A 24,630-nucleotide genomic window follows, 5' to 3' on the forward strand; every position below is an offset into this window, starting at 1 on the left:
TCAGCCATGGTGACGAAATCCGGTCGCGCCCAACTTCGCCAGGCTGAGCGTGGAGTGCCGCGGCCGAGCGGCCATCGCCTTGCCCCGGGCGTACTCCTCGGTGCTGGTCGGCGAAACCATGGCGGGGTCGACGCCGGCCTCGGCGTACACCCGGCGAGCAATAGCGAACCAGGTCTCGGTCGGGCCGTCGTCGGTGACGTTGTAGGTGCCGTACGCCGCCTCGGTGTCCAGCAGATGCTTGATCGCCCCGGCCAGGGTCGAGGTGTGGGTGAGTCGGCCGTGCTGATCGTCGACCACCGACGGGGCAATCCCACGCGCGGCCAGGCTCTGCATCGTGGCGACGAAGTTCGCGCCATCGCCGACCACCCAGGAGGTGCGCACCAGGTAGTGCTGCGGCCAGGTCATCACCAGTTCGTCGGCGGCGGCCTTGGTCACCCCGTAGAACCCGAGGGGGGAGAACGGCTCGTCCTCGGTGTGCTCGGGCTGGGTTCCGTCGAAGACGTAGTCGCTGGACACGTGCACCAGCCGGGCCCGGTGCTCCCGGGCGATCCCGACCAGCTTGCGGACCGCGGTCACGTTGCTCGCCCAACTCGCGGCTCGTTCGGTCTCGGCCCGATCCACGGCGGTGTACGCCGCGGCGTTGATGATCGTGCCGACCCCGGTGAAGTCGTGGGTGTCGGGGTGCTGCAGGTCGAAGTCGGGCCGGGCCAGCAGGGTCGCGTCGGGGAACAGCGGCTGCAGAGCTTTGCCGAGCTGTCCGTTCGCGCCGATGATGACGGTACGCCGGGGCGCGAACGGGGTGACTTCGGCCAGCCGCGGATGGGCCCGGTCGGCCTCGGACAGGATGGCCTGCTCCAGCGGGATCGGCCAGGCGATCGCGGCGGTCTCGTCGGCCAGGTTCAGGAAGGTGTAGGACGCTTTCGCCGCGGCACTCCAGTGGTCGTTGACCAGGTAGGCGTACCCGGTGCCCGGCTCGAGGGTCTGGTACGCGTTCCCGACCCCGCGCGGCACGAACACCGCGGTCTCCGGCCCCAGCTCCACCGTCACGGTCTGCCCGAAGGAGTCCCCGGCGCGCAGGTCGACCCAGGCGCCGAAGATCCGCCCGTTGGTGACCGAGACGAACTTGTCCCACGGCTCGGCATGGATGCCGCGGGTGACCCCGACCTGTTCGTTGTGCGCGACGTTCTGCTGCACGGGGGCGAAGTCGGGCAGGCCGAGCGCGGTCATCTTGGCCCGCTGCCAGTTCTCCTTGAACCAGCCGCGCGCGTCGCCGTGGACCGGCAGGTCCACGATCAACAGCCCGGGAATCGCGGTCTCGCGGACCGCCAGGGCGCCGGCCATCACTGACCCGCCTTCGCGTACGCGGCCTCGATGGCCTCCTTGCGGGGACGCCACCAGGATTCGTGGGTCCGGTACCAGTCGATCGTGGCCGCCAGGCCCGCCTCGAAATCGGAGAACCGCGGCTGCCAGCCCAGTTCGGTGCGCAGCTTGGTCGAGTCGATCGCATACCGCAGATCGTGCCCGGCCCGGTCGGTGACGTGGTCGTACGCGTCGGCCGGCTCACCCATCAACCGCAGGATCGTCTCGATCACTGTCTTGTTGTCGACCTCGCCGTCGGCGCCGATCAGGTAGGTCTCGCCCGACTCACCCCGCTCCAGGATGGTCAGCACCGCGGAGTTGTGGTCGTCGACGTGAATCCAGTCGCGCACGTTCAGTCCCGCCCCGTACAGCTTCGGGCGCCGCCCGTCGAGCACGTTGGTGATCTGGCGCGGAATGAACTTCTCGATATGCTGCCACGGCCCGTAGTTGTTGGAGCAATTGCTGATCGTCGCCTGCACGCCGAACGAGCGGACCCAGGCCCGGACCAGCAGGTCGGAGCCGGCCTTGGTCGCCGAGTACGGGCTGGACGGGTTGTACGCGGTGGCCTCGGTGAACCGCTCGGGATCATCGAGTTCGAGGTCACCGTACACCTCGTCGGTGGAGATGTGATGCAGCCGGACCCCGTGCCGGCGGACCGCCTCCAGCAGGGTGTAGGTGCCGATCAGGTTGGTGGTCAGGAACGGGCTCGGATCGCGCAGGGAGTTGTCGTTGTGCGATTCGGCGGCGAAATGGACCACCGTGTCGGTGTCGGCGACCAAGCGGTCGACCAGGTCCGCATCGGCGACATTGCCGTGCGCGAACGCCACCCGGTCCGGCGGCAACTCCGCCAGTGTGGCCCGGTCCCCGGCGTAGGTCAACGCGTCCAGCACCGTGATGTGCCGATCGGTGTTCGCCACCGCCAACCGCACGAAATTCGAACCGATGAATCCGGCGCCGCCGGTGACCAGGATCCGTTGCATGGCCGTCATCCTAGGGGGATGATTCGGTTCGTTTCGCATCGAAGTGAGCGATAAGCCAGACTGAACCCATGCGGGGGATCATTCTGGCCGGAGGCTCGGGGACGCGGTTGCACCCGATCACGCTCGGCACCAGTAAGCAGCTGTTGCCGGTCTACGACAAACCCATGATTTACTACCCACTTACCACGCTTATTCTGGCCGGTATCCGGGACATTCTGATCATTACCACTCCGCATGACCAGGCCGCCTTTCAACGACTCCTGGGCGACGGGTCCCAGTTCGGGATCTCGCTGAGCTACACCGTGCAGGCCGAACCGAACGGGCTGGCCCAGGCGTTCGTGCTGGGACGGGAGTTCATCGGGGACCAACCGGTGGCGCTGGTGCTCGGCGACAACCTGTTCCACGGGTACGGGATGGGGGACCAGTTGCACCGCTTCAGCACCATCGACGGGGGAGCGGTGTTCGCGTACTGGGTCGCTGACCCCGAGCGCTACGGCGTGGTCGAGTTCGACAAGGACTTCCGCGCCCTGTCGATCGAGGAGAAGCCGACCCGGCCGCGGTCCAACTACGCCGTTCCCGGCCTGTACTTCTACGACAACCAGGTCGTCGACATCGCCGCGAACCTGCGCCCCTCGGCGCGCGGGGAGTACGAGATCACCGATGTGAACCGGACGTATCTGGAGCGGGGCAAACTCGAGGTGAACGTGCTGCCCCGCGGCACCGCCTGGCTGGACACCGGCACCTTCGACTCGCTGCGCGAGGCCGGCGAGTTCGTCGGCACGCTGCAGAAACGACAGGGTCTGCTGGTCGGCTGTCCGGAGGAGGCCGCCTGGCGCCACGGCATGCTGACCGATGCGGAGTTGCTGGAGCGCGCGGCGGCGCTGGAAAAATCGGGCTACGGCGGATATCTGCGCCAGATGCTGGAACGTGAGCGTGGCTGAGCGTCCCGGCGTGGTGGTGCTGTCGGCGGTGCTGCCGCACCCCAGGATGGACAATGCGGGCGGCAACTACGTGTACCACGTGGTGACCTCGCTGGCCGCGGAGGCCGAGGTGACGGTCCTGGTCCCCAATGATCCGACCAATCGGGCGGCCCGCGAGCAGCCGGGCGTGGTGCCGGGGCGGTTGCTCGACACCTCCGCCCGGGCCGTGCCGGTGCGCGCGATTTCCTGGCTGCTGTTCCACCTCCGTCGGCTGGTCGGTCGGGTCAATGCGAGTCCGCCCCCGCTGGTGTTCGGCTGGGCGTTGCTGACCGATCGGGCGGCTCGGGCCGAACTGCGGCGGGCTCGCGTGGTGGATCTGCAATGGAGCGAGTTCATCGGCCTGGCCCCGCTGGTGCGCCGGCTCGCCCCGCAGGCGCGGCTGGTGGGAACCTTCCATGATGTGCTCTCCCAGCGGTATCAGCGGTACGCCGAGGCGGGGGAACGCTCGCTGCCCCGGTGGGCGTGGCGCAGCAGCGCCCGGTTCATGCGCGCCGCCGAGCGTCGGGCGCTGCGACGGCTCGATCTGGCGATCACGCTGAGCGAGAAGGATCGCGCGCTGCTTCCGGGCGGGCGGGCCCGTACCGCCGTGATCACGCCGCCGATCCCGGCGCCGGAGTCGGAGCAGCCGCGGTCCGCGCGGCCCACGGTGCTGTTCGTGGGAAATCTGGGCCGCGACGACAACATCGATGCGGTGGAATGGCTGGTCGCCGAGATCTGGCCGCTGGTGCGCGAGCGCTTCCCGGACGCCGAACTGCACCTGGTCGGGGCGCGGGCTCCGGAGCGGGTCCGGGCGGTGGCCGAAGCGGCTGCCGGGGTCGTGCTGGACGGGTTCGTCGATGATCTGGGGGCCGCGTACGCCCGGGCCTGGGCGGTGGTGGTGCCGTTGCGACTGGGTGCGGGGATCAAGTTCAAGACCATCGAGGCGCTGCTCGGTGGCGTACCGCTGGTCACCACGCCGGTCGGGCTCGAGGGGATCGACGCCGCCGATCTGGTCGAAGCGGTGAGTACCGTTCCGCGGGAGTTGGCCGATGCGCTCACCCGGGTCCTGGCCGATCCGGCCGCCGCTCGGGACCGGGCCCGAGCCGCGCAGGCCCGGGCCGGGCAGCAATTCGGCCCGGGCGCGTTCGAGTCGAGTCTGCAGGCAGCGTACGCACCGGAGCTTCGATGATCTGGTTCATGGCCCCTGACCTGCCGACCGCCAGCGGCGGGCTGATGATGATGTACGCCATCGCCGAAGCCCTCGACGCGGGCGGGCTGCCGGCCACGGTCTGGCACGGGACCCCCGGGCTGCGCTACGACACCTTCGACTCCGCCGCGCCGGTCTTCCACGGGCTTGAGGCCGAGCTGCGGCCCGGCGACCTGCTGGTGCTGGCCGAGACCGGGGGGCCGAAGTGGCAGTTCCTGGCCGCCGGGGCGCCGGTGGTCATGCTGTGTCAGGGATACACCTTCGCCTACCAGTTCCTGACGCCGCAGACTCCGGTCGAGCCGGGCTATCCGGGCTGGCCGAACGTTCGCGCGGTGGTCGCCACGAGCGACTACATCGCCGCGGTGGTTGGTCGGTTGTCCGGGGATCTGCCGGTGCACCGAGTGCCGGTGCTGGTCGATGACACCGTGTTTCGGCCGGCGGCCAAGCAGCGGGTCGTGGCGTACATGCCCCGGCGCCGGCGTACCGACATCGAGGGGGCGCTGCAACTGCTGCGCCGGACCGGAACGCCGGCCGGCTGGGAGTTCGTCGCCATCGAGGGGGCAACCCGTGCGGAGGTGGCCGAGATCCTGGGTCGGGCCGCGATCTACCTCAGCGGCGCCGAACGCGACGGCTTCGGGTTGCCCGGGGCCGAGGCGATGGCGGCCGGATGCCATGTCGTCGGCTTCACCGGAACCGGCGGCGCGGAGTACCTGCGGGCGGACACGGCGAGTGTGGTCCATGATGACGACGTGCTGGCCCTGGCCGACGCGCTCGACGCGGCGATCCGGGCGTACGACTCCGGCGCGGACTGGTTCGCCGAGCGGACGGCACGTGGTCGGGACCTGGTGCGGAACCGCTACGCCCCCGAGGTCTTCGCCCGCGAGGTCCGGGCGAGCTTCGGCACGCTGCTCGCCCCCGACTCGGCCGCGGTGCTCACCGAACCGATCCGGGTCCAGCACTACCAGGCACACGCTCCGGCAACCGGCTGGTGGCCCACCGCCTACCGCGGCGCTCGTCGGCTGGCCCGCCGCACTCTCACCGCGCTGCGTCGCCCCTGACCGCGTGGGAGCCGGGGTCGACCGGCCGGAACACCTCGCGGTCCAGGAACGGCGCCAGCCAGTTGTCGGGGAAGGGCACCCAGGACGACTCCCCGGTGTAGCTGGTGGTCTGCGTCCGGTACGCCGCAAAGGCCTGCCGCTTCAGGTCGGGATCGCTGACCGGCACTGACCACCAACCGGGCGCGACCGGCTCGCGCCGGGCCCGACGCAGTTCCCGGAGTTGCGTCGGGAGTGGAGCGAACGGGGCGGTCCGCATCGGGCCGTCGGTCCACTGCCACACCGGGTACGCCGAGACCGGCCCGGAGAAGCCGACCCGGCGCAGGGCGGCGAGGCCGAGGTGATGGACCAGCCGGTGCTCCTCGGGCCACTCCTCGGCGGAGATGAGCAGCACCTCCTGGGGATCGACGTCGGTCAGCACCGGGCAGAGTCGGTCGATGATGGCGTCGGTTCCGGTGCGCAGCTCGTCGGCATCGGCGCCGAGGAAGTGCACCCGCGCCGCCGGTACGCCGAGCACTCCGGCGGCGGCGACCGATTCCTCGCGGCGCAGCTCGGCCAGTTCGCTCGGGGAGATTCGCTCCGAGCGGTGGGAATCGCCGCCGTCGCTGACCACCACGATGTCGACCCGCTGCCCGGCGGCGACCCGCTGGGCGATCGTGGCGGCGCACCCGATGGTTTCGTCGTCGGGGTGCGGGGCCAGCACGAGCAGTGACCGGGCGGGGGCCGCGGCGGGGGTTGCGGCAGCCAGCACGGCGGTCCGCCACTCGGCATTGAGCCGGCGACGCCGGGGCTCCAGCCAGGGCCTGGCTAGACTCAGCACGGCGAAGCGGGCCCGCCTCCGGGCAGCCCCCAGCACGACACGAACACGGGGTGGGATCGTCGGCACGCGCCCAGCGTACGTCGATTCGGGGAAGGGGTCGCGGTGGAGAAGTGGTTGGTGCTCTCGGAGCACGACGTGGGCGCCTGGCGCCGGGCCTATCAGCGGGGCGAGCGCCCGGCGGCGCTGCCGTACGGGGTGGATGCGCTGCTCGGGCTCGGGGTGGATCTGGCCGCCCCCGACCCGTTGCCGGACCGGCCCTGGCTGCAGAAGGCGGCCACGGCCGCGCATCACCGGCTCGGGTACCCGGTCCATCGGCTCCTGTCGGCCCGGCGGCTGCTGCCGGAAGCGGATGTCGTGCTGGCGCTGATGGAGGCCGAGGGGGCGGCCGCGGCGCAGGCTCGGTATCGCCGCGTCGGGGTTTTTGCCGATACTGCGGTGGTGATCTTCGGGTGCTGGTTGGCCGATGATCTCACCCGGGCCACCCCGGCGGGGCGAGCAGCGTTGCTGCGGCGCTATCGGGGCGCCGATCTGATCACCCATTTCACCCACCAGGAAACGGCGGTCCTGGTGGAGGCCGGGTTCGCGCCGGAGCAGTTGCTCCGGGTCACTTCCGGGTTCAGCCATCGCTACTACGTGCCGGATCCGACCGTGGCCAAGGACATCGACATCCTCTCGGTCGGGCAGGACCGGGGCCGGGACTACGCCACCCTGTTCGCGGCGGTGGAGGGCACCGATCTGCGGGTGGACGTGGTGTGCAAGCCGCAGAATCTGGCGGGACTGACCGTGCCGGACAACGTCACGCTCCATGGGACCGTCGATCTGCCGACCTACCGCCGGATGCTGCAGCGGGCCAGGGTGGTTGTGGTGCCGACCCACGTGATGATGTATCCCACCGGGTCCAGCGTGGCGCTGGAAGCGGCGGCGACCGGGGCCTGCGTGGTGGTCTCCGATACCCCGGGGATGCGGGAGCTTTTCATCAATGGGCAGACCGCGCTGATGCCGGCCAGCGGAGATCCGGATGCGCTCCGCGATGCCCTGGTGATGGCCGATGGCGATCCGGATCTCCGGGCCCGGCTGGGTCGAGCGGCCCGGGCCGCGGTGGAGCGGACCTACAATGCGGACAATCTGTGGCGCGAGGTGTACGAGCACTGGACCGCGCTGGCCCGCTGACCCTTCGGTTTGCCGGGTGAGCAGCGTGCCGGGTAAGCTGTCACAGGTTTGGAGGCGTCGCCTAGTCCGGTCTATGGCGCCCGCCTGCTAAGCGGGTTTGGGACTTAAATCCCATCGCGGGTTCAAATCCCGCCGCCTCCGCCCTTGTCCTGGGCTGCGAGATCGCGCACGCGGTGTCGCAGCCCAGGATTTTTTTGTCGTTCCGTGGTGACTGCCGCTGGACCGTGCGGCGTACCAAGCTGAGTGATCCTCGCTAGGGTTCGCCCATGCGCGCACTCGACTGGGCCAGGACCGCGAAGCACCGGGCCTTCATCGTCACCAAGAAGGCTCGATGGACGATGAGAGATTGGAAGATTCGCGTGGCCGACACCCACTGGGCGGCGCGTTCTCGTGGCGGCACATTCGGGTACCACCCCGAGCAATTCGGTGCCACATTCCTGACCCGCCTCCCGGTGCGCGAAGTGACCCAGGAAAGCGCGGTCCCGAATATCCTGTGGGCATTCTGGCTGGGCCCGGCCGAGCCCAATGCGCGAAGGAATCAAGCGATCGCCAACCTGCGCCGGCAGCCACGGGTGGAGGTGCGGATCGTGACCGATCCGGCCGAGGTCGAACTCCCTGACCACCCGTTCCATCCCGCGTTCATCGATTTGAACCCGATGCACAAGTCGGACTATCTGCGGGCCTATGTGATGCATCACCACGGTGGTGCGTACGCCGACATCAAGCAGCTGGAATGCCCGGTGGCGGATGTCATCGACGAGCTCAACTCCTCGCCGGAACTCTGGCTGGCCGGGTATCGCGAGGTGACCTCTCGCCATGTGCCGGATCTTCCCCGGGAGCTGGGTTGGTACCTCAAGCACGAGTACCGTCGCGTGATCGGTCCCTCGGGCTTTGTGTTTCGTCCGGGTACCGCCTTCACCGGGGAATGGGTGCGGGAAATGCACGCCCGGCTGGACTACTTTCGCGAGCCGTTGCGGGAAGCGGGCTGGGGCGAGGGGTCGCCGTATGACAAGCCGCTGCACTACCCGATTCGGTGGAGTGAAATATTGGGCGACATTGTGCAGCCGCTGTGTCTGAAGTATCAGGACCGCATTCTGTTCACCGATGCCGTTCGGCCCCTGCTGCGCGACTACAGATAGCGCGCCGATTTTTGGTTTGGGAGCCGACGCGGGAGGATCGGAGCCGATCCCGGAACGGGGTTCCGGACTCTGGGGGGAGAGTACGCAGTGAGCCAGGATGCGCCACGGGTGAAGATTCTGCGGGAGGTTTTCGAACTGCCCGATCCGGACTGGGCCGACTCCTGGTCGCGCTGCCGGACCGAGGATCCGGTCACCGCGGAACTGCCGGAGTCCGCCCGGGCGTACTCCTGGACCTCGGCGGCCACGATCGACGCGATCACCGAGGCGGCCGGCGACCTGTTGATGTTCCACGCCGCCGGGGTGAGCGATGCCGAGGGCCGAGTGGCGGCCCTGGTCGCGCCCAGCGGAACCGGGAAGAGCACCGCTTCGATCGCGCTGTGCACCGACCGGTACGGGTATGTCACCGACGAGACGGTGGCGGTCAATCCGGACGGGAGCGTCCTGCCGTTCCCCAAGCCGATCGCGCTGCACCAGAGCAGCACCGATTCCCAGGAGTTCAAGGATCACCTCAGCCCCGATGCGCTGGGCCTGCGCCATGCCCCGGCCCGGCTGCGGTTGGCCGGCCTGATCGTGCTGAAACGGCGGACCGAGCCCGGACCGGTGCAGGTGGAATTGCTGAGCACGGCGTACGGGGTGGGCGCGGTGATCGAGAACATGTCGGCGGTCAGCCAACTCACCGATCCGCTGGCGCACCTGGTGACCACCATCCAGGCCTGCGGCGGCGTCCACGAGGTCAGCTACAGCGATGCCGCCGACCTGGCCGGGCCGGTGCAGCAGGCACTCCAGGCGGCTCCGCAGTCGATCGCCTGGGTGCACCATCCGGGGACCGCATCGCCGCAGCCCGATGCGGGCGACCCTGAGGCGGGGAAGTGGCGGCGCAGCGCGTACGCCGACGCGATCGAGACCGAGGACACGCTGTTGTTGCTGCAGGGCCAGCAGTTCCGGGCGTTGGCCGGGATCGCGGCGACGTTGTGGCTGGCCGCGGGCGCGCCCCGCACCGAATCCGAACTTGTCACCGCCCTGGTCGAGGCGCACGGTCCGCACCCCGATGCGGCGGAGCTGACCCGCTCGGTGTTGGTCGAACTCGTCGCCGCCGGCGTCCTGGAGACGCTGCCCTCCGAAGTGCGGGCATTGTAGCGCTCGGTTTGACCTTCGCAGGAAATCCACGAAAACTCTAGGCCCGGTGCGCCAAGGTGGTGCCCCAGAACAGGAAAGACTGTGACACATCCCCTTCACGCTCGCCTGTGGGCAGAGTTTCTCGGAACCTTCTGGCTCGTTTTCGGCGGCTGCGGCAGTGCGGTACTGGCCGCGACCGTCGTCACCGACTCCCAATTCCCGGCCGGTATCGGCTACCTCGGGGTTGCGCTTGCGTTCGGCCTGACCGTGCTGACCGGCGCGTACGCCCTGGGCCACATCTCCGGTGGCCATTTCAACCCGGCGGTCACCATCGGCCTGTGGGTCGCCGGTCGCATCGAGGCCAAGGCCGTCCCCTTCTACATCATCGTGCAGGTGATCGGTGGCATCGCCGCCGGCGGCCTGCTGTACGGCATCGCCAGTGGCAAGTCCGGCTTCAAGATCGACGCCGGCAGCCCGGGCGCATTCGCGACCAACGGATACGGTGACCTGTCCCCGCACGGCTACTCGCTGGTCTCGGCGCTGCTGATCGAGATCGTGCTGACCGCGGTGTTCATCTGGGTCATCCTCGGTGCCACTGACAAGCGGGCCCCGCAGGGCTTCGGTCCGATCGCGATCGGCCTGGCGCTGACCCTGATCCACCTGATCTCGATCCCGGTCACCAACACCTCGGTCAACCCGGCCCGTTCGCTGGGTGTGGCGGTCTACAACCCGGCCGCGCTGGGCCAGGTGTGGCTGTTCTGGGTCGCCCCGATCGTGGGCGCCCTGATCGCCGGTGTGACCTATTCGATCCTGACCGCCGAGAAGCGGATGGACCCGGCGCAGATCGAGGACACCCAGGAAGCCCTTACCCCGGTCTCCTGACATGTCGCGAAGCCGACGGATCGCGGCGGCGCTGGGGCTGGTCTCCGGCGCCGCCGTTGCGTTCGTCCTGCTGTTTCCCGACGGCTGGGCGATCAACCGGTTCTATGTGAGCGTCTACCTGATCGGGCTGCACACGTTCGGGATCCCGCCCTCGGTGACGCCGGAGTGGTACGCCGCACTCGGGAATCTGCTGCTGTTCATCCCGCTGACCGCGTGTGCGGCGATCGTGTGGCCGAAGGTCCGCTGGTGGATCTGGCCGGTCGGGGTGCTGGTGCTGAGTGGCACGTTCGAAGTGGTGCAGTCCTTCATCGGGCGGGAACCGTCGCTGGGTGATGTGGCGCTGAACACCGGTGGGGCACTGGTCGGGGCCGCGGTGGTCGGGATTCGCCGGGCCCGGCGTACCAGCGAGGGGTGAGGGTGGCCCGGCAGGGGTTTGTGCCGGGGGAGCGAGGGGTTGTGCCCAAGCAGCGAAGGGTGTTGTCCAGGTAGCGAAGGCCGGTGTCGGGGTGGCGAAGGGTGGTGTCCGGGTGGCGAAGGAACGTGACCAGCAGCGAGGGTTCGGCCCGGGCAGCGAGTACTGGTGACCTCGCTCGGTGAGGTTTTGCTTCGCTGTTCAACCGCTGGCCGGGGGGCTCCGACCTTGGTGGAATCCTCAGCCGGCCGAGCGTCCCGAACTTCTCAGCCGGCCCGGCGTCCCGAACTTCTCAGCCGGCCCGGCGTCCCGAACTCCTCAACCGGCCCGGCGTCCGGAGGTCCGTTGGAATGCCTGCTGCAGCCGAGCGCGCAGACGCCCCAGATCGGCCAGGTCGGTATGAATGAAGCGGACCATGTCCCAGCCCAGTTCGCGGATCCGGTCCTCGCGTCGTTTCTCGTCCCACAGGGCTGAGCCGGCGCCGTCCCCGCGATACTTGACCATCCCGTCGTACTCGCCCACCAACGGAAGCCCGGGCCAGCGGAAGTCGGTCCGCGCGACGAACTCACCCTCGGCGTTCGTGATCTCGAACTGCAGCTCCGGGATCGGCAGCCCGGCCAACTCGAACGCGGCCCGGCAGCGGGACTCGCCCGGCGACTCCGCCCGCGAGTCGGCGAACAGGACCGCCCGTCGAGCGGCGGCGTTGCCGCTTTGTCGGTGGGCCAGCTGCGCCAGGAGGGTGGACCGCAACAGGTCCGGGGACGGTGCCGCATGCAGGGCGGCATCGACGACCGGTACCGCGTCGGCGAAAGGCAGCGTCCGCGCCACATCGATGACGGTACGCGGCAACGACGTGGCCGGGATTCCTCCGATCTCGACGATGTCGGAGGCCGGCAGGGCTGCCCGGCGCAGTTGCCGCGTACTGGTGCAGGTGCCCTGACCCGACCCCGGACGCAGCATGCTCACCTTCCCGAGGATGCGGTTCGGCATCGGGAGTCCGTGCAGAATCGCCGCGCTGTGGTGGCTGGCCACGGTACCGGGGGCGAAGGGAAGGGCGGCGCGGAGGAGGTAGCGGTGCCGGAGTTCGGCCTCGCCGTCGGGCCATTGCGGGATCGGAAGGGTGTCGCTGGGACGGGCCCGGCGATAGCGGCCCCGGCGCAGCCGGACGAGGGTTCCCTTGGCGACCGCCCGGCGGATCGCGGCATGGGTGTAGCCCCGGGTGAAGAGGTCCTGGGTTGTCAGTATCTGCTGGTCCACACCCCCAGCAGACCGCATCGGGGCCTCGGTGCGTAGGTCCGGAGCGGGGTTGTCCACAGGGAAACTTCTTTCGTGCCGGGTTTGTGACGGTGGAGGCGAGTGTGGGTGGTGTTCTGGGGGGCGGGGTGTGGGTTTGGGGGCTCGGGCTGAGGGGGCTCGGGCTGAGGGCGGCAAGCAGCGAAGGAAGGTCTCCGGGAGCGAGGCCAGCAGTCTTCGCTGTTCGGGGTGGGGCTTCGCTGCTCGGAAGTCGGCCTCGCTGGTCCGGCGGTCTGGCTCGCTGCGTGGGTGCTCGGGCTCGCTGCCTGTCGGGTGGGGCTTCGCTGCTCGGAAGTCGGGTTCGCTGGTCTGGGGGGTGTCGCTCGCTGCGTGGGTGATCGGGCTCGCTGCGTGAGTGCTCAGGCTCGCTGCTCGGGGAGTGGGGATCGCGCCTGCGGGGGTGGGCTCGCCCGACGGAAGCGGGGCCTCGCTGCCTGCGGCTGGGGGCCCGCGAGGGCTGGCGTCGGACCGCTGACCGCCGCCTGGCCTCGCTGGTACGTCGTCACGGGGACTCGCCCGCGGGCCGCCACCGGTAGCTGGGCCTGCGTGGGATGCCGGGTGGCATGCAGCGAAGGAAGGTCTCCGGGAGCGAGGTCAGCAGCCTTCGCTGTCTGGGGTGGGGCTTCGCTGTTCGGAAGTCGGCCTCGCTGGTCTGGGGGTGTGGCTCGCTGCGTGGGTGCTCGGGCTCGCTGGTCCGGCGGTGTGGCTCGCTGCTTGGGCACTCCTGCTCGCTGCGTGGGTGCTCAGGCTCGCTGCTCGGGGAGTGGGGATCGCGCCTGCGGGGGTGGGCTCGCCCGATGGAAGCGGAGCCTCGCTGCCTCTGGCTGGGGCCCGCGAGGGCTGGCGCCGGATCGCCGACTGTCGCTGTTCGGCCGCCTGGCCTCGCTGGTACGTCGCCATCGGGACTCGCCCGCGGGCCGCCACCGGTGACTGGGCATGCGTGGGATGCCGGGTGGCAAGCAGCGAAGGAAGGTCTCCGGGAGCGAGGTCAGCAGCCTTCGCTGTCCGGGGTGGGGCTTCGCTGCTCGGAAGTCGGGCTCGCTGGTCCGGCGGTCTGGCTCGCTGCGTGGGTGCTCGGGCTCGCCCGACGGAAACCAAGCCTCGCCGGAACGCCACGAACCCTCGCTCGGACGCAACGAGGCCCCCGGGAATCCCGGGGGCCTCGTACCAGGCCGCTGATCAGCGCCAACGGCCAATGATCACCAACGAATCACGCCTCGACGGACTGCTTCAGCTTCGCCAACTCGTCCTTGACCGGCTGCGGGATGGTCTCCAGCTTGTCGAACCACTCCTCGATCAGCGGAACCTCGGCGCGCCACTCCTCCTTGTCGACCTTGACCGCCGCATCGAGGTCGGCCTGGGTGATGTCCAGACCCTCCACATCCAGCGAACCCGGGGCCGGAACCAGACCGGCCGGGGTGTCGACGGCCTCGGACTTGCCCTCGAGGCGCTCCACGATCCACTTCAGCACGCGGCTGTTGTCGCCGAAGCCCGGCCACAGGAACTTGCCGTCGGCGCTCTTGCGGAACCAGTTCACGAAGAAGATGGCCGGCATCTTGTCCCCGCCCTTGGCACCCATGTCCAGCCAGTGCTGGGTGTAGTCACCGGCGTTGTAGCCCATGAACGGCAGCATCGCGAACGGGTCGCGGCGTACGACACCGACCGCACCGGCGGCGGCGGCGGTGGTCTCCGACGCACAGGTCGAACCCATGAACACCCCGTGCTGCCAGTCGCGCGCCTGCGCCACCAGCGGGACGGTGGTCGCCCGACGGCCACCGAACAGGATCACGTCGACCGGTACGCCGTTGGGGGAGTGGAACTCCTCGGCCAGGGTCGGGCACTGGGCGATCGGGGTGGTGAACCGGCTGTTCGGGTGTGCGGCCTTGGTGCCGTCCTCGGAGGTCCAGGAGTTGCCCTGCCAGTCGGTCAGGTGCTGCGGCTTGACCTCGGTCATGCCCTCCCACCAGACGTCCCCGTGATCGGTCAGCGCCACGTTGGTGAACAGCGAGTTGCCACGCTCGATGGTGCGCATCGCATTCGGGTTGGTGCCATAGCCGGTGCCCGGCGCGACGCCGAAGAAGCCGTTCTCCGGGTTCACCGCGTACAGGCGACCGTCGGGCCCGAACCGCATCCAGGCGATGTCGTCACCGATGGTCTCGGCCTTCCAGCCCGGCAGGGTCGGCTCGATCATGGCCAGGTTGGTCTTGCCACAGGCCGACGGGAACGCGCCGGCGATGGTGTAGCTCTTGCCCTCCGGCGAGGTCAGCTTGAGGATCAGCATGTGCTCGGCCATCCAGCCCTCGTCGCGGGCGATCACCGAGGCGATCCGCAGCGCGTAGCACTTCTTGCCCAGCAGCGCGTTGCCGCCGTACCCCGACCCGTAGGACCAGATCTCGCGGGTCTCGGGGAAGTGGGAGATGTACTTGGTCTCGTTGCACGGCCACGGGACGTCTTCCTCGCCCTCGGCCAGCGGAGCGCCGACCGAGTGCAGGCACTTCACGAAGGGCTTGTCGGTGCCCATCGCCTCCAGCGCCTCGGTGCCCATCCGGGTCATGATCTTCATCGAGATGACCACGTACTCCGAGTCGGTCAGCTCGACCCCGAACTTCGGATCGTCGGCGTCCACATGGCCCATGCAGAAGGGCACCACGAACATGGTGCGGCCCTTCATGCAGCCGTCGTAGAGCTTCGACATGGTCTGCTTCATCTCCGCCGGGGCGGCCCAGTTGTTGGTCGGGCCGGCAGCTTGCTTGGTCTCGGAGCAGATGAAGGTGCGATCCTCGACCCGGGCGACATCGGCCGGGTCACTGCGGAAGTAGAACGAGTTCTCCTTGGCCTCCGAATTGAGCCGCGTCGCGACCCCGCGTTCCACCAGATGGTCGGTGAGCTCGGTCCATTCGGCGTCCGACCCGTCGCACCAGCGGATGGCGTCGGGCTTGGTCAGCGCCGCGATCTCCTCCACCCAGGCGAGCAGCTCTTGGTGCTTGGTTGGGATTTTCTGACCTTCGATGGCAGTCACTTCGTCGTACTCCTGCGGTTAGCGGTCCATGGCAACTCTTGGCCACATTATCCCTGTCCCCCTGCCGGTTCGGTACGGTGTGAGGCCCCCAGTGGTGTGAGTCTGCTCACCCGGCCCGCCCGGATCGACCGGAATCCGCCCGCGGAGTCAGGCCCGCAGACCGGCCAGAAAGCCCTCGTGGATCGCATCGGCGGCACTGCCCAGATCCCGGCAATCGCCGATCACCTCGACCTTGCTGCGGTCCTCCAGCGATTCGGGAAGGACCCGGTCCGGGACGATTCCGAACGCCAGGACGACCGAGTCGCAGGCCAACTGCTCGCTCCCGGCCGCGGACCGAATCGTCACCGCATCCGGCCCGATCGAACAGACCTGGGCGCCGGTACGCACCTCGACACCCGCCTCGGCCAGCCGGCTCAACAACGCGTTCCGGTTGATCTCCAGCAGCCCCCGCGCCAGCCGGTCCCCGGCCTCCACAATGGTCACCTGCTTACCGGCCGTCGCCATCTCCAGCGCCGCATCACAGCCGGACCACCCACCGCCGCAGACCACCACCCGCTCGGCCACCGCAGCCCCGGCATGGAAGTCGAGCACCTCGACCACATTCGGCCCGTCGATCCCGGGAATGTTCGGCCACACCGGGAGCGAGCCGATCGCCACGATCACCCGGTCGGCCTCGGCCAACTCCGGGGAGTCCTCGGTGATCTCGTGGGACAGGTGAATGCTGACACCGAGGAAGGCGAGTTGATTGGTCCACCAATCCACCATCCGATGCAACTGCTGTTTGAACGCCACCCCGTCGGAGGCGACCTCCAGCAGGCCGCCGATCGCGCCGGTCCGCTCGTACAGGTCGACCCGATGACCGCGCCAGGCGGCCACCCGGGCCGCCTCCAGCCCGGCCGGTCCGGCCCCGACCACCACCACATGCTGCGGCCGGTCGGTCGGGACGACCCGACGATCGGGGTAGCCCACCTGCGGGTTGACCGCGCACTTGATCGGGTCCAGGGCCAGCGCATTCCCGACACACATCTCGTTGCACCGGATGCAGGGCCGAATCAGATGGGCATTGTCCTCGGCGACATGCCGGGGCAGCTCGGGGTCGGCGATCAGCGGGCGGGCCAGGCCGATGAAGTCACAGCGGCGCTCGCGCAGCAGCTGGTCGCCCACTTCCACGGTGAGGTTCCCGGTCGCCGCGAGCGGAATGCTGAGCGAGTCGCGCACCACATCGATGTCGGTCAGGAACGGGGCATCCTCCAGGTAGTACGGCGGGAACATGTACTCCGGGCGCTCCAGGGTGCCGCCGTCGATGATCAGGACGTCGATCCCGGCCCCCTGCAGCGCCTGGGCGATGTCGATGAACTCCTGCGTGGTCCGGTCCTGCTCGATGAAATGCCGCGCGGTCAGTCGGAAACTGATCGGGAAGTCCGCCCCCGCCCCGCGCCGGATCGCCGCGACGATCTCCCGGGCGAACCGCATCCGGTTGTCGAAGCTCCCGCCCCAGGCGTCGGTGCGCCGGTTCCACACCGGGGTGAGGAACTGGTCGATCAGATTGCCCTGGTTGCCGTGCACGTCGATGGCGTCGAACCCGGCCTCGCGTACGCGCAGGGCCGCCGGCTCGAACCCGGCGATCAGGGCCTCGATCTGATCGGGGTCGAGCTCGCGGCAGAGCTCGTCGGGCCGGCGCAGCATCGGGGTGGCCGAGGCGGACCAGGCCGGCCCGCCGTCCGGGGCTCCCCGGCCGAGCCGACCGGTGCCCGCCGACAGCTGGATCGCCGCGCGTGCCCCGCCGGTGTGGATCGCGTCGGCGGTCTCCTTGAGCTGGCTCACCTGCTCCGCGCCCAGGGCGCTGTCGAAGTCGGTGGTCAGCGCCGCATCGGCGAAGGAGACGTCCAGATCAGCGGTGGTGGCGACCGCTTCGGTGATGATCAGCCCGATGCCACCACGGGCCCTCTCGGCAAAGAAGGCACGATTGGCCGCCGCGTCATAACGCGTGGTGATCGAGGCCATGAACATCCGGTTGGCGACCGGCAGCGGCCCCCACTGTCCCGGTTCCAGCAGACAATCCAAGGTCATCTTCGTTCCTCACTCTGCTTGGTGAGTGTAGCGAGCGGGTTGTTTCGGTGGCGTAACCATGACCGGCAGGTGGGCAAAAGGTGTCCGGATCGGGCCGCGTACGCTCAACAGAACGCACTTTCGGCCGCAAGGGGCACTCATGGGAACACTGTTGGTGATCCACCACTCGCCGACCCGCTCGATGCAGGAGCTCACCCGGGCGGCCCTGGCCGGGACGCGCGATCCCGAGCTCACCGAACTGGGCCGGGTGGACGTACGCGACCTCCCCGCCCTGGCCTTCGCCCGCGGCGAGGCCGATCATCGCGATCTGCTGGCCGCCGATGCCTATCTGCTGCTGACGCCGGCCAACTTCGGCTACATGTCCGGGGCCCTCAAGCACGTGTTCGACTCCACCTTTCTGCAGATCGGCGGAGCGCTGGCCCCGGACGGTTCGGCCGCCGACGGGGCGGCCGGGACGGCCGGGCGGGCGTACGGGCTGCTGGTGCACGGACGCTACGACCCGGAGGGGGCAGTGCGCTCGGTGGAGTCGATCGTCGGGGCCCTGCGCTGGAAGGCGGTCTCCCCGGCGGTTCGGGTGATGGGTGATATCGACGGGGCCGCGCGGGCGGCGGCGTACGAATTGGGCGGGACGCTGGCCGCGCTGCTGCTGTGAAATCCCAGCAAACGTGAAGGGTAAAGTTCCCGGTCGGAATTGCGGTTCCGACGAAACGGAAACTTCCGGAATGCGGCAATCACCCCGGAAAAATGCCGCAGGGGCCCGCGATGAACATCGCGAGCCCCTGCGGGGCGGATCGAAAATCCGAGGAATCAGGCGCCGGTCTTGGCGAGCTTGCCGCCGGAGGTGGCCTTCTTGTCGGCACCCTTCTGGTCGGTCGCCTTGCTGGTCGACTTGGTCGCGGTCGGCTTGCTGCTCGACTTGGTCGCGGTCGGCTTGGTGGTGGCCGACTTGGTCGCGGTCGGCGAGGTGGTCGGGTCGATACCGATGGTGTAGCCACCCTGCTCGCCCACGAAAGCGAAGCCGGCGCTGTCGGCGGACAGCTTCACGTCCGACTTGAAGCGGCCCTGCTTGTTGTAGGTGCAGTTGATGGTGAAGGAGCCGGTCTCCTTGTCGGAGAAGGTGATCTTGCCACCGTTCACGGTGCCGTTGGTCGAGGTGGCCGAGCAGGTGGCGGTGCCGCCGGCCGGGCTGGTCTCGAAGGTGACGCTGAAGTTGGAGGCCTTGGCCTTGAGGATGCCCTCCTTGCCGTCCAAGGTGGCAAGGGTGACGCTCTTGGCCTCGCCCTGGATCGTGTACTTGTCACCCGGGCGGACCGAGGACGGGGTGATGTCGAACTTGGTCCACACCACGGCGTCGCGCTGGGCCGACGGGGCGGCGGCGCCGGGGGTGGTGGCGTGCGGGGTGACCGTCTTGGTGCTGGCCTTCGAGTCCGCGGCAGGGGTCGGGGTCGGGGTGGCGGCCAGGGCGGTACCGGCACCGGCGGCGGTGAGGGCAACGCCCAAAGCCGCGGTGATGGCCAGGCGAGAAGCTCGCATTGTCATTCCTTCTTTCGTCTTCGGGGGTGGCCCTGGCTGGGGTACCGATGGCTACCGGCTGCCGTCAGGTCAAGGTCCAACTGCGCCGGACTCTATTTTGATCTGCGAAGCAGCGCAAACCTGAAACGGGGATTACGCAACTGAGGATTTGCTCATTCAATCTCAGGGGATTCTGACCCCAAAGTCCGGTTCGGCACCCCCATGCGCCTCAACTGCCGGTCTTGGCGAGCTTGCCGCCGGGGATGGAGCGCTTGCCCAGGAAGGTCAGCACCGCGTCGTTCGTCGTCGCGGTACGCAACGACCAGCCGGTCGATTCGCCGACGGTCGAGTGCTCGCTGTGGGCAGCCAACGTCAGATAGTGGACGGCTTGCACGCGCTCGGTGTTCATCCGGCAGGTGACGGTGAAGTCGGCGGATTCCTTCTGGATGAACCTGATGTGGGCCCCGGTCACCTCGCCGTCGGGCGACTGTGCGGTGCAGGTGACGTCACGCTGCTCGGCGGAGCGGAACCAGATCCTGAACTCCGACGCCTTGGGGGTGGCCTGGACGACCTGGCGGTTGCGTACGACTGCGGACGCGCTCTTCGCGGTGCCGGTGATCGTGAAGGTGTCGCCCTTGCCAAGGAGCGTGCCAGGCCCCTTGTCCGGCACGATGTCGAGGTTGTCCCAGTAGATGACATTCCTGGGCCGGTCCGCGGAGGCGCTGCCGGTCTCCGGGGTGACGGCCAGGGCTGTGCCGAGGCCGGTGGCAGTGAGGGTGAGGCCGAGCGCGGCGATCAGGGCGGGGCGGGCGATGCGCATGGGTGGATTCCTCTCCGGGTTCGGTGGGTCACAGGCCGGTCTTGGCGAGCTTGCCGCCGGAGCCGGCGCGCCGACCTTCGACGATCAGGGTGGTCCGGTCCTTCCCCACCGTGATGATCCGGTAGCCCGCGTCCTGGCCGATGAACGTGTGACTGCTGTGGCTGCTCAGGCTCAGTCCCTGGACGATCCGGGGCGCCCGGGTGAGGGTGCAGTGCACCGTGAAGCTGCCCGACTCCTTGCCGGTGAACGTGATCGTGCCCCCCTTCGCCTCGCCGTCGGGGGACTGGGCGGTGCAGTCCATCTCCGGGTTCGAGCTGCTGTGGAAGGAGAGGGTGAAGTTGGACGCCTTCGGGGTCGGGTCCACCGGCCGGCGGTCCTTGACCTTGGCGGTGGCACTCTTCGCCGTTCCGGTGACAGTGAAGGAGTCGCCCACCCAGAGTTGCGTACCGGGGCCCTTGTCGGGCTTGACGTCGAACTCCTCCCAGTAGAGGACGTCGATCGGCTCGGCACTGTTCGCGAGGACCGGGGTGACGGCCAGGGCGGTGCCGGTACCGGCAGCAGCGAAGGCGAGGCTTGCGATTGCAATCATGGCGGGTCGGATGGGGCGCATGGTGGATTCCTCTCGTACGGGCCGGGGGCGGTGGTGCCCGCCGGGCAACTGACACAGACACTATTTCAAACTGCAAAGAAGTGCAAACACTTCGAAAGGCTTGATCGCTGAGAATCTCCTCACCCTCCCGGCGGGCGCCGGCCGGGCGCGTGGGACGAGCGCGATCACTCGGCGCTGCTCGGGGCCGGCCACTGGGTGCCGATCACCCGAAGCAGTTCCAGCGCCTCGGCCTCGCGGGTGCCGGGGGCTGCGGAGTAGACAATCAGCTGCTGGTCGTCGTCAGGGATCTCCAGGGTGTCGCATTCGAGCCGCAGCGGACCGAGCTCGGGATGGATGACCGTCTTGGCGTGACTGCGCATGAAGCCGGCGAACGTCGATTCCCACAGGCCAGCGAACCGCACCGACCCGGCCAGCAGCTCGGCGATCAGGGACCTGAGGGCGGGATCGTCGGGGTATCGGGCGGCCGCCGCCCGCAGGCTGGCTACGACCAGGGCGTCGGCGTCGGCTGCCTCCGCGGGGCTCGCGCCGACGCTGCTGCGCGCTTCGGGCGTCGGCTCGGGCAGGAAGCGCAACCGTAGCAGGTTCCGTCGCGCCGGCGCCAGCGCGGCCCAATCGCCGTGCAGCGCGGACGACATCGCGTTCCAGGCGAGCACGTCGCCTTTGGCGCTCAGCACGATCACCGGCAGATCGTGGAAGCGATCGAGCAGGCGCAACACACTGGGCCGCACCTGCATCCGGATCGAGCCGGGTCCCGGGGGTGACATGCCGGCCAGATAGAACAGGGCATCGTGCTCGGCGGGCTCCAGGCGCAGCGCGCGAGCGAGCGCGCCGATCACCGAGGCGGACGGGGCCGGGCCGCGTCCCTGCTCGAGCCGCACGACATAGTCGACGCTGATGCCCGCCAGCAGGGCGACCTCTTCGCGTCGCAGACCCGGCGTACGCCGCCGCGAACCTGCCGTCAGCCCGACCTGCTCCGGGCGTACTCGTTCGCGGCTGCGCCGCAGGAAGGCCGCCAGCTCCCCGCGATTCATGCTCACCCCTCCAGCATGCATCCGGTGGCCGGCATTCGGGGAGGACTGCGAGTCCCACGATCAGCCGGTCCTGTTGCCGGTCGGGAAGCGGCGGCAGTGTGGTTGCCATGACTACTGCACTCATCACCGGCGCAACCCGTGGCCTCGGCCGCGAGACCGCCCGCCGGTTGGCCGCGCTCGGCTGGACCGTGTGGCTCGGCGCCCGCGACCCCGAGGCCGGCGACACCGTCGCCATCGAACTGACCCACGCGTACCCGGCCGCCGACCTGCGCGTGGTCCCCCTCGACGTCACCGACGACACCTCCGTCACCGCAGCGGTGCGTACGGTGGCCGAGGCCGACACCGGGCTGGACGCCCTGATCAACAACGCCGGGATTGGTGGCCGGCCGGTCCCGCCACGCGAATGCACCCCGGCCGATTTCATCGCGGTGTACGGGGTCAATGTGCTCGGCCCGGTCCGGGTGACCTCGGCGTTCCTGCCCCTGCTCGACCGGTCCGCGGCTCCGCGCCTGGTCATGGTCTCCAGCGGTGTCGGGTCGCTGACCCACGCCAATGACGCGGCCCACGTGTATTACGCGCTGGACGGGCTGGCGTACCCCTCGTCGAAGACCGCGCTCAACATGATCACCACGCAGTATGCCAAGGCGCTGCCCCATATCCGCGTCTGTGCGGTCGATCCCGGCTGGACCGCGACCGACTTCACCGATCACCGCGGTACGCAGACGGTCCAGCAGGGCACCGACGCGATCGTGCAGGCGGTCACCGCCGACAGCATCCCGGGCATGTTCTTCGGCCGGGACGGGAACGTGCCCTGGTGAGGACAAACTAGGCTGGCCGCAATTGCCCACCCACCTCAGGACCGGAGAGCCGCGTGACCACACCCACCGTCAGCATCGTGATGACCGCGTACAACGCGGAGGACACCATCGAACGGGCGGTACGCAGCGTGTTTGCCCAGGACCGGGCCGACTGGGAGTTGATCGTGGTCGATGACGGCTCGACCGATGAGACGCTGCAGATCCTGCAGGACCTGGAATCCGAACTGGCTGATCCGCGGCTGCGGATCCTGACCGGCGCGAACGTCGGCCTGCCCCGGGCCCGCAACAAGGGGATGGACGTGGCGACGGGGGAGTGGTTCTCCTTCCTGGATTCCGATGACGAGTACACCCCCGACCGGCTCTCCAAGATGCTTGCGGCGGTGACCGACGACGAGATCGACCTGGTGGTCTGTCGCCACACGATGATCGCCTCCGACGGCACGACCCGGGTCCGGGGCGCCGACGGCACGGATCCGATCGGCGGCTGGGATGCCGCGGTCTTCGCGCTGGAGGACCGGATCCCGCCGTACGCCTGGGACAAACTGTTCCGGGCGAGCACGGTCGGCGACCTGCGCTACCAGCCGGTGCACCGCGCCGAGGACAAGGTCTTCGTGCTCGCCCACCTGATCAAATCGCGGGTCGTGGTCTGCATTCCGGATTCGCTGGTGCGCTACTACATCACCGGCACCTCGCTGACCTGGGGCCGGGTGGCGACGGTGGCCGAGACCGAGGAACTGCTGGCTGCCCTGACCGAGGCCGCCGGACTGCTCGGTGATTCCGCCCGGGGCCGCGACGCGCTGGCGGTGGCGTCCACCTCGGCGTACCTGTCGGCGGCCCATCAGGGGATCGCGAAGCTGCCCGAGGCTGAGGTGGTGCCGTTCGCGAAGGCCTGCGCGAAACGGATCTCCGCGGCCGACCTGCGCGCCACCACGAAGGCGCGGCCGACCTTCGGGGCGGCGGCGTCGCTGCTGAAGGCGGCCCCGGCGGCGTACGCCCGCCTCTACCGGGCGTACGTGAACAAGAGGTACGCCATCACCGCGTGACCGGCCTCAGGGGGTCGGCTGGGTCAGCAGCCGGCGGTCGATCGCGGCGATCGCGATCAGGTGGGTGATCACGCCCAGCGTCGGCCCCACGATCAGCGCGACGATCGAGCGGACCTCCACCGACAGCGGGAGGAACAGCAGGCCCAGCGACACCACCGCCGCCAACGCCCAGCCGCCGGCGTACGCCCGATGCGCACTCAACGCGATCGTCGCGGTTCCGGTCAGGGTCAGCCAGGCGATCGCGACCGCGGCCAGCATCAGGCCGCCGAAGGTCCACCAGGTGATCTGGTACGCCGGCCCCCAGATCAGGGCCAGCAGCCAGGGGCCGAGCAGGGCGGCCAGGATCGCCCCGACCAGGCCGATGGCGCCGAGCAGCGCCAGCGGCTTGGCCAGCGCCTTCAGCCGGTTGCCGCGGGCCTCGGTGAACGCGGACACCGCGACCCCCTGGAAGGCCTGCAGCGGAATCATGATCGGGGAGCGGGTCAGCGAGATCGCCAGGATGGTGCCGGCCAGCAACGGGGCCGGCGCATCCGGGCTGGTCAGCCGCAGCAGCGCCGGGAACCCGGTCAGCAGCGCCGCCGCCGAGGCCGAGGTGACCAGGGCCATCGCGTTGTTGCGCAGCAGTTGGGCCAGGCCGACGTCGGCCCGGGCCGCGGCCGCCTGCCGGACCCCCGGGGAGGCCGCCAGGAACACCAGCCACAGCGCGAACGGAATGACCACCGCGATCTCCAGCGGCCACAGCCCGCCCAGCGCCAGCCCGGCCACGAGGACCAGCACCAGCCGGAAGATCGCCTCCCCGCCGAGCATCCCCGCGAACGGGCCCCAGATCTTCAGCCCGGCCAGCGCCCCGGCGATATTGGTGTGTGCGGCGTACGAGATGGCCGAGACCGCGATCACCAGCACGATCAGCGGACTGGTGGTGGGCACCAGCCGCCCGCCCCACCAGATCGCCGAGACCACCACCAGCACCGCGACGACGAAGCCGATCACCAGCCCGCCCTGCAGGATCCGGGCGCCCTGGGTCGCGGCGGCACCGGCCTGCCGGCTCACGCTCACCGCCCGCGTGGCCTCGTTCTGCATCCCGGTGATCAGGCCGATCACCGCGAAGGTGACCGACCAGAACACCAGGAACTCGGCGTTGCCGACCGGATCCAGCGTCCGTGCCGCGACGATGGTGATGGCGAACGTCGAGACCGCCGCGGCGATCGAGGCGAGCACGATTCCGGAGGCGCGACCCTTCGAAATGGTCCCACCCGACTCGTTCCCGGAGGGGGCGGTCGGCTCGGCTGCGCTCTGCTCACTCACCCGGCTGAGT

The 24,630-nt window shown here is 69.3% G+C and carries 22 protein-coding genes and 1 tRNA gene; 12 read left to right on the top strand and 11 right to left on the bottom strand.

Translation table 11 applies throughout. The annotated features are described in order from the left end of the window. Both G531_RS20370 and rfbB read right to left on the bottom strand, forming a co-directional pair. Entirely contained in the window at positions 1 to 1,341 is a 1,341-nt protein-coding gene (locus G531_RS20370) for a sugar nucleotide-binding protein (RefSeq protein WP_035757485.1), read from the bottom strand. Then, complete coding sequence (rfbB, locus tag G531_RS0104340; protein WP_026926309.1) at positions 1,341 to 2,339, bottom strand: dTDP-glucose 4,6-dehydratase; 999 nt, start codon at positions 2,337 to 2,339, stop codon at positions 1,341 to 1,343. The genes G531_RS20370 and rfbB overlap by 1 nt, the downstream gene beginning before the upstream one ends. Before the next feature lie 68 nt (positions 2,340 to 2,407). Here rfbB and rfbA point away from each other — a divergent pair, with 68 nt between their 5' ends. Genes rfbA through G531_RS0104355 form a run of 3 tightly spaced genes read left to right on the top strand, consistent with a single transcriptional unit; the run spans position 2,408 to position 5,563 of the window. Then, positions 2,408 to 3,280 carry a glucose-1-phosphate thymidylyltransferase RfbA gene (gene rfbA, locus G531_RS0104345; protein ID WP_026926310.1) on the top strand — a complete coding sequence of 291 codons (873 nt, stop codon included), beginning with the start codon at positions 2,408 to 2,410 and terminating at the stop codon, positions 3,278 to 3,280. Further along, positions 3,273 to 4,487: a glycosyltransferase gene (locus G531_RS0104350; RefSeq protein WP_026926311.1), complete on the top strand. Its 1,215-nt coding sequence runs from the start codon at positions 3,273 to 3,275 to the stop codon at positions 4,485 to 4,487. Before rfbA ends, G531_RS0104350 begins: the two co-directional genes overlap by 8 nt. A gap of 8 nt (positions 4,488 to 4,495) precedes the next feature. Continuing rightward, entirely contained in the window at positions 4,496 to 5,563 is a 1,068-nt protein-coding gene (locus G531_RS0104355) for a glycosyltransferase (RefSeq protein WP_162143140.1), read from the top strand. Here G531_RS0104355 and G531_RS26080 read toward each other — a convergent pair. Beyond that, complete coding sequence (locus G531_RS26080; protein WP_162143141.1) at positions 5,541 to 6,446, bottom strand: PIG-L deacetylase family protein; 906 nt, start codon at positions 6,444 to 6,446, stop codon at positions 5,541 to 5,543. The two genes, G531_RS0104355 and G531_RS26080, sit on opposite strands and share 23 nt — an antisense overlap. A 36-nt stretch (positions 6,447 to 6,482) precedes the next feature. Between G531_RS26080 and G531_RS0104365 the strand changes: the two genes are divergently transcribed. The 6 genes from G531_RS0104365 to G531_RS24370 all read left to right on the top strand — a co-directional run bounded on the left by G531_RS0104365 (position 6,483) and on the right by G531_RS24370 (position 11,102). Continuing rightward, on the top strand, positions 6,483 to 7,550 hold the full coding sequence (locus tag G531_RS0104365; RefSeq protein ID WP_026926313.1) for a glycosyltransferase: 1,068 nt from the start codon (positions 6,483 to 6,485) through the stop codon (positions 7,548 to 7,550). 50 nt (positions 7,551 to 7,600) lie between these two features. Continuing rightward, positions 7,601 to 7,691: transfer RNA gene (locus G531_RS0104370), tRNA-Ser, on the top strand. Between the two features lie 125 nt (positions 7,692 to 7,816). Next, positions 7,817 to 8,689, top strand: a complete 873-nt coding sequence (locus G531_RS25615; protein WP_145978577.1) for a glycosyltransferase family 32 protein — start codon at positions 7,817 to 7,819, stop codon at positions 8,687 to 8,689. A gap of 108 nt (positions 8,690 to 8,797) precedes the next feature. Further along, the gene (locus G531_RS24365) at positions 8,798 to 9,826 is read left to right on the top strand and encodes a hypothetical protein (RefSeq protein WP_051215034.1); all 1,029 of its coding nucleotides are present in this window, start codon (positions 8,798 to 8,800) and stop codon (positions 9,824 to 9,826) included. 81 nt (positions 9,827 to 9,907) lie between these two features. Continuing rightward, a complete protein-coding gene (gene aqpZ, locus G531_RS0104385) occupies positions 9,908 to 10,687 on the top strand; it encodes an aquaporin Z (RefSeq protein ID WP_026926315.1) in 780 nt (259 codons plus the stop codon). A gap of 1 nt (position 10,688) precedes the next feature. Further along, positions 10,689 to 11,102 (top strand): VanZ family protein, encoded by a 414-nt coding sequence (locus G531_RS24370; protein WP_051215035.1) that lies wholly within the window; start codon positions 10,689 to 10,691, stop codon positions 11,100 to 11,102. A 315-nt stretch (positions 11,103 to 11,417) separates the two neighbouring features. Here G531_RS24370 and G531_RS20395 read toward each other — a convergent pair whose 3' ends face one another. The 3 genes from G531_RS20395 to G531_RS0104405 form a co-directional block, all read right to left on the bottom strand. Continuing rightward, entirely contained in the window at positions 11,418 to 12,356 is a 939-nt protein-coding gene (locus G531_RS20395) for a type IV toxin-antitoxin system AbiEi family antitoxin domain-containing protein (RefSeq protein WP_051215036.1), read from the bottom strand. A gap of 1,246 nt (positions 12,357 to 13,602) precedes the next feature. Further along, a complete protein-coding gene (locus G531_RS0104400; RefSeq protein ID WP_026926316.1) occupies positions 13,603 to 15,411 on the bottom strand; it encodes a phosphoenolpyruvate carboxykinase (GTP) in 1,809 nt (602 codons plus the stop codon). A gap of 147 nt (positions 15,412 to 15,558) precedes the next feature. Continuing rightward, the gene (locus G531_RS0104405; protein WP_026926317.1) at positions 15,559 to 17,481 is read right to left on the bottom strand and encodes an NAD(P)/FAD-dependent oxidoreductase; all 1,923 of its coding nucleotides are present in this window, start codon (positions 17,479 to 17,481) and stop codon (positions 15,559 to 15,561) included. A gap of 139 nt (positions 17,482 to 17,620) precedes the next feature. Between G531_RS0104405 and G531_RS0104410 the strand changes: the two genes are divergently transcribed. Beyond that, complete coding sequence (locus G531_RS0104410; protein WP_026926318.1) at positions 17,621 to 18,133, top strand: flavodoxin family protein; 513 nt, start codon at positions 17,621 to 17,623, stop codon at positions 18,131 to 18,133. A gap of 155 nt (positions 18,134 to 18,288) precedes the next feature. Here G531_RS0104410 and G531_RS0104415 read toward each other — a convergent pair whose 3' ends face one another. From G531_RS0104415 to G531_RS0104430, 4 genes are all read right to left on the bottom strand, one after another. Continuing rightward, positions 18,289 to 19,014, bottom strand: a complete 726-nt coding sequence (locus G531_RS0104415; RefSeq protein WP_026926319.1) for a hypothetical protein — start codon at positions 19,012 to 19,014, stop codon at positions 18,289 to 18,291. Positions 19,015 to 19,222: 208 nt separating this feature from the next. Then, positions 19,223 to 19,813, bottom strand: coding sequence for a hypothetical protein (locus G531_RS0104420; protein WP_026926320.1), 591 nt, complete (start codon positions 19,811 to 19,813; stop codon positions 19,223 to 19,225). A gap of 28 nt (positions 19,814 to 19,841) precedes the next feature. Next, entirely contained in the window at positions 19,842 to 20,402 is a 561-nt protein-coding gene (locus G531_RS0104425) for a hypothetical protein (RefSeq protein WP_145978578.1), read from the bottom strand. Positions 20,403 to 20,587: 185 nt separating this feature from the next. After that, positions 20,588 to 21,454, bottom strand: a complete 867-nt coding sequence (locus G531_RS0104430) for a helix-turn-helix transcriptional regulator (RefSeq protein ID WP_026926322.1) — start codon at positions 21,452 to 21,454, stop codon at positions 20,588 to 20,590. A gap of 107 nt (positions 21,455 to 21,561) precedes the next feature. Here G531_RS0104430 and G531_RS0104435 point away from each other — a divergent pair, with 107 nt between their 5' ends. After that, a complete protein-coding gene (locus tag G531_RS0104435; protein WP_026926323.1) occupies positions 21,562 to 22,272 on the top strand; it encodes an SDR family NAD(P)-dependent oxidoreductase in 711 nt (236 codons plus the stop codon). 53 nt (positions 22,273 to 22,325) lie between these two features. Further along, positions 22,326 to 23,315, top strand: a complete 990-nt coding sequence (locus G531_RS0104440; protein WP_026926324.1) for a glycosyltransferase family 2 protein — start codon at positions 22,326 to 22,328, stop codon at positions 23,313 to 23,315. 6 nt (positions 23,316 to 23,321) lie between these two features. Here the strand turns inward: G531_RS0104440 and G531_RS20400 are convergent, their stop codons facing one another. Beyond that, positions 23,322 to 24,620: a polysaccharide biosynthesis protein gene (locus G531_RS20400; protein WP_145978579.1), complete on the bottom strand. Its 1,299-nt coding sequence runs from the start codon at positions 24,618 to 24,620 to the stop codon at positions 23,322 to 23,324. Positions 24,621 to 24,630: the final 10 nt, after the last annotated feature.

The sequence above is a fragment of the Granulicoccus phenolivorans DSM 17626 = NBRC 107789 = JCM 15570 genome (assembly GCF_000423085.1).
GTDB classification, from domain to species: domain Bacteria; phylum Actinomycetota; class Actinomycetes; order Propionibacteriales; family Propionibacteriaceae; genus Granulicoccus; species Granulicoccus phenolivorans.

What these genes read in the sequence shown, in the direction of transcription:
- G531_RS25615 (WP_145978577.1), top strand. Translation starts at nt 7,817, where the DNA reads ATGCGCGCACTCGACTGGGCCAGGACCGCGAAGCACCGGGCCTTCATC.
- rfbA (WP_026926310.1), top strand. Translation starts at nt 2,408, where the DNA reads ATGCGGGGGATCATTCTGGCCGGAGGCTCGGGGACGCGGTTGCACCCG.
- G531_RS0104435 (WP_026926323.1), top strand. Translation starts at nt 21,562, where the DNA reads ATGACTACTGCACTCATCACCGGCGCAACCCGTGGCCTCGGCCGCGAG.
- G531_RS0104415 (WP_026926319.1), bottom strand. Translation starts at nt 19,014, where the DNA reads ATGCGAGCTTCTCGCCTGGCCATCACCGCGGCTTTGGGCGTTGCCCTC.
- G531_RS24370 (WP_051215035.1), top strand. Translation starts at nt 10,689, where the DNA reads ATGTCGCGAAGCCGACGGATCGCGGCGGCGCTGGGGCTGGTCTCCGGC.
- rfbB (WP_026926309.1), bottom strand. Translation starts at nt 2,339, where the DNA reads ATGCAACGGATCCTGGTCACCGGCGGCGCCGGATTCATCGGTTCGAAT.
- G531_RS0104425 (WP_145978578.1), bottom strand. Translation starts at nt 20,402, where the DNA reads ATGATTGCAATCGCAAGCCTCGCCTTCGCTGCTGCCGGTACCGGCACC.
- G531_RS0104405 (WP_026926317.1), bottom strand. Translation starts at nt 17,481, where the DNA reads ATGACCTTGGATTGTCTGCTGGAACCGGGACAGTGGGGGCCGCTGCCG.
- G531_RS0104430 (WP_026926322.1), bottom strand. Translation starts at nt 21,454, where the DNA reads ATGAATCGCGGGGAGCTGGCGGCCTTCCTGCGGCGCAGCCGCGAACGA.
- G531_RS0104420 (WP_026926320.1), bottom strand. Translation starts at nt 19,813, where the DNA reads ATGCGCATCGCCCGCCCCGCCCTGATCGCCGCGCTCGGCCTCACCCTC.
- G531_RS20370 (WP_035757485.1), bottom strand. Translation starts at nt 1,341, where the DNA reads ATGGCCGGCGCCCTGGCGGTCCGCGAGACCGCGATTCCCGGGCTGTTG.
- G531_RS0104410 (WP_026926318.1), top strand. Translation starts at nt 17,621, where the DNA reads ATGGGAACACTGTTGGTGATCCACCACTCGCCGACCCGCTCGATGCAG.
- G531_RS0104355 (WP_162143140.1), top strand. Translation starts at nt 4,496, where the DNA reads ATGGCCCCTGACCTGCCGACCGCCAGCGGCGGGCTGATGATGATGTAC.